Raw genomic sequence first — 3,709 nt, 5'->3', positions numbered from 1 at the left:
CCCAGCGCGAAGGGCGCGACGCCCACGGCGGCACCCCCGCCCATGGAGCAGCGGGCCTGGGCCTGGTCCGGTCGGCCGCCCGAGGCGCGCAGGGCCAGCGCGATGCTGAGGGGGTAGTGGGCGCCGTACCCGAGGCCGGCGACGACGAGGCCGACGATCGCCAGGGCGGGGGTCGTCGCCAACCAGAACACCGCCCATCCCACCGCGGCGACCGCGAAGGCCGCCAGGAGCAGCTTCTCGGGGGCCTTGCGGGTGGACAACGGGCCCACGATGAACCGGGACACGGACATCCCGATCACCAGGGCCGAGACCGACGCCGACGCCAGGGACGTGGGCGCGCCGGTGCGTTGCACGAGCAGGTCCGGGGCCCAGAAGGCGGTCGAGAACTCCACGGCGATCCCGCACAGCATCGCGGCCCAGAACAGCCAGAACAGCACGCTGAACCGGGCGTTGGCGGGCTGCCCCGCAGCGGGTCGAGGGGTGGCGGTGCCCCTGCCGAGACCACCGGCGGTCCGCAGGGGAGCCACGAGCAGTGCCGCGAGGGCGGCGAACAGCATGGTGGCGACCACTGCGGGGCGCCAGCCCCACCCCTGGTCGACGCTGAACCCCAGGGCCACGGGCGCCAGGAGGCCGAAGGTCGCACCGACCGCGTTGGCCTCGGTGACGGCCGCGGGCCCGGCCGGACCGTGGTGCACGGCGAGGGCCGGCTGTGCCGCCGAGAGGGCGAGGTTGCCGCCGAGCGCGATCACGACGACCGCGGGGAGCGTCATCACCAGCGTGGTGCCGACCGCGAGCATCGCCAGGCCCGCGACGAGGATCCCGGCCCCGAGGACGCTCTGGACCTTGCGGCCGTACCGGACGGCGATCGTGGAGCTGATGAACCCGGCACCGATGGTCCCCACGGCCATCGCAGTCCCGTGCAGGCCCGCCTGGCCGCGGGAGATGCCCTGCTCCTCGGCGATCAGGGGTACCGCGGGGGAGAACCCGTACAGGAACCAGCCCCAGGTGATGAACGGGGCGTACAGGCTCAGGGTGAGGCGGTCGCGGCGCAGCCGGGAGCGGCCCAGGCCCTTGGCCGGGTCGGTCACGTGAGCCGGCCGACGACGTGGTCGACGCAGCCGGTCAGGGCCTGGACGTCGGCCGGGTCGACCGCGGGGAACATCGCGACCCTGATCTGGTTGCGGCCGAGCTTGCGGTAGGGCTCGACGTCCACGATCCCGTGGCGGCGCAGCACCGCGCACACGGTGGGGGCGTCGACGGCGTCGTCCAGGTCGATGGTGCCCACCACGGTGCTGCGGGCCTCGGGGTCCTGGACGAACGGGGTGGCCCACGGGCGTTCCTCGGCCCAGCCGTACAGGTGCCCGGCCGAGGCGCTGGACCGGTTGACCGCCCACTCCAGGCCGCCGTGGCCGAGCATCCACTCGACCTGCTCGGCCAGCAGGACCAGGGTGGCGATGGCGGGGGTGTTGAGCGTCTGGTTCTGCCGCGAGTTGGCCACGGCCGTGGTCAGGGACAGGAACCGAGGGATCCACCGGCCGCGCGCCGCGATCTGCTCGGCGCGGGCGATCGCGGCGGGGGAGCAGACGGCCAGCCACAGGCCCCCGTCCGAGGCGAAGGACTTCTGGGGTGCGAAGTAGTAGACGTCGGTCTCGCGGACGTCCACGGCCAGGCCGCCGGCCGCGGACGTGGCGTCGACCAGCACCAGGGCGTCGTCGTCGGCGCCGGTGGGGCGGCGCACAGGTGCGGCCACCCCCGTGGAGGTCTCGTTGTGGGGCCAGGCGTAGGTGTCGACGCCGGGGCGTGCCCGGGGTAGCGCGAGGCCGCCCGGCTGGGCGGTGAGGACCTCGGGCTCGGCGAGGAACGGCGCCTGCCGCACCTCGTTGGCCAGGCTGGTGCCGAACTCGCCGAACGCGCACAGCTGGGCCTGGTCCTGCACCAGGCTGAAGGTGGCCACGTCCCAGAACGCCGTGGAGCCACCGTTGCCCAGGACGACCTCGTAGCCCTCGGGCAGGGAGAGGAGCTCGGCCAGCCCGCCACGGACCCGCCCGACGAGGTCCCGGACGGGTGCCTGGCGGTGGGAGGTGCCGAGCAGGCTGGTGCCGACGGCGGCGAGGGCCTGGACCTGCGCGGGGCGCACCTTGGACGGGCCGGAGCCGAAGCGTCCGTCGCCGGGCAGCAGGTGGTGGGGGATGTCGATGGCGGTGGCGTCCACGGGCCAACCTTAGGAGGTGCCCACGGTCGGGACGGCCGCGTCGGTGCGGTGCGGCGCGGCCGTAACCTTGTGCCAGACGTCCGGGACCCCCAGGAAGGCGCCAGCGTGAGCGATCTGATCGACACCACGGAGATGTACCTGCGCACCATCTACGAGCTCGCGGAGGAGGGCATCGTCCCGCTGCGGGCCCGCATCGCAGAGAGGTTGGGCCACTCGGGTCCCACGGTGTCGCAGACCGTGGCCCGCATGGAGCGGGACGGGCTGGTGGTGGTCAGCGGTGACCGGCACCTGGAGCTGACCGAGTCGGGGTTGCTGAAGGCGACCCGGGTGATGCGCAAGCACCGCCTGGCCGAGCGGCTGCTGACCGACGTGATCGGTCTGGAGTGGGCGTACGTCCACGACGAGGCGTGCCGGTGGGAGCACGTGATGAGCGACCGGGTCGAGAAGCGGCTCCTGGAGCTGCTGGACCACCCGCGGCGCTCCCCGTACGGCAACCCGATCCCTGGCCTGGCCGAGCTCGGTGAGGACTCCGAGGACGAGGAGTTCCTGGCGGGGGTGGTGTCGCTGGTGGTGTTCGCGCGGGCAGCGGCGGCCGCGGACGCCGGGACGCCCGACGGCCCTGTCGAGGCGGTCGTGGGCCGGCTGGGTGAGCCCGTCCAGACGGACGTGGCGTTGCTGGACCGGTTGTCCGAGGCGGGTGTCGTCCCGGGGGCGAGGGTGACGGTGGAGCGCGGCCAGGGTCTGGTGACCGTGGGTGTTCCCGGTGCCGGCCTTGTGCTGGATCTCCCGGACGACGTCGCCAAGCACGTGTTCGTGGTGGCCGAGGGTCAGTGACCTGCATCACACCCGTGGATGCGTGCCGTGATCCGGGTCACCCGCCCCGGCGTCGGGGCGACCGGCGTCGGTGCAGGTCATGGGCGCTCGCCATGATCACCCAGAGGGTTCGCCCGTGACCGTCCTGAGACCTGGATCCACCGACCGTGACCTAGGCGTGACATTCCCGCCGGTGCTCAGGTACTCTCGTCTCGCCTCTAGGAACAGGTATCCGGAGGTCCTTGAGTGGAAAGCCGAGTCCTGCCGCCGCTCAGGGTCCCGCTAGATGACGACGGCAGGGACGGGGGAACCACAGATTGTGGGCACAGCAACCAGGTGCCCTTGGGGTGAAGTCCCGGGAGCGCAGCAGCGCGAACGGGGCCGGGCTATCTCCAGCTCGAACCCGACAGCTCACCTCGTAGGCTCAACGGAGAGGTACCGAGTGACCGCCACCCCCCAGCGCGCGAAGCATCGCGCAGCGCGTCGCCCCATCACACCGCTGGACGACCTCGCGACCGCTGCCACGGGCAGCTTCGCGACCGTCGGTCGTCGTTCCGCCGTCGTCGCTGCCTCCGGTGGCCTCATGATGACGATGGCGCTCCCCGCTTCGGCCGCACCGGCCGACGGGCCCGCCCAGGCGCTGCCCGCGGTCGACACCGCGGCGCTGACCGCCCAGGCCCGTGC

The 3,709-nt window shown here is 73.2% G+C and carries 3 protein-coding genes, 1 pseudogene and 1 riboswitch; of the genes and pseudogenes, 2 read left to right on the top strand and 2 right to left on the bottom strand.

Features of this window, described 5'->3' with window-relative positions; all coding sequences use genetic code 11:
* A partial coding sequence (locus tag N869_RS13580; RefSeq protein ID WP_052105572.1) for an MFS transporter occupies nucleotides 1-1,088 on the bottom strand: 1,088 nt, incomplete at its 3' end.
* Entirely contained in the window at nucleotides 1,085-2,212 is a 1,128-nt protein-coding gene (gene serC / locus N869_RS13575; protein WP_035062458.1) for a phosphoserine transaminase, read from the bottom strand. The genes serC and N869_RS13580, both read right to left, overlap by 4 nt.
* A 105-nt stretch (nucleotides 2,213-2,317) precedes the next feature.
* Between serC and N869_RS13570 the strand changes: the two genes are divergently transcribed.
* Both N869_RS13570 and N869_RS13565 read left to right on the top strand, forming a co-directional pair.
* Nucleotides 2,318-3,046: a metal-dependent transcriptional regulator gene (locus N869_RS13570; RefSeq protein ID WP_035062457.1), complete on the top strand. Its 729-nt coding sequence runs from the start codon at nucleotides 2,318-2,320 to the stop codon at nucleotides 3,044-3,046.
* 221 nt (nucleotides 3,047-3,267) lie between these two features.
* Nucleotides 3,268-3,465, top strand: a riboswitch (cyclic di-AMP (ydaO/yuaA leader).
* A 2-nt stretch (nucleotides 3,466-3,467) separates the two neighbouring features.
* Nucleotides 3,468-3,709: pseudogene (locus N869_RS13565) on the top strand (glycoside hydrolase); the annotation flags it as partial.

Source organism: Cellulomonas bogoriensis 69B4 = DSM 16987 (assembly GCF_000767165.1).
Classification (GTDB): Bacteria; Actinomycetota; Actinomycetes; order Actinomycetales; family Cellulomonadaceae; genus Actinotalea; species Actinotalea bogoriensis.
The sequence above is the reverse complement of the archived record's forward strand: the minus strand, read 5'-3'. Positions and strand labels throughout refer to the sequence as shown.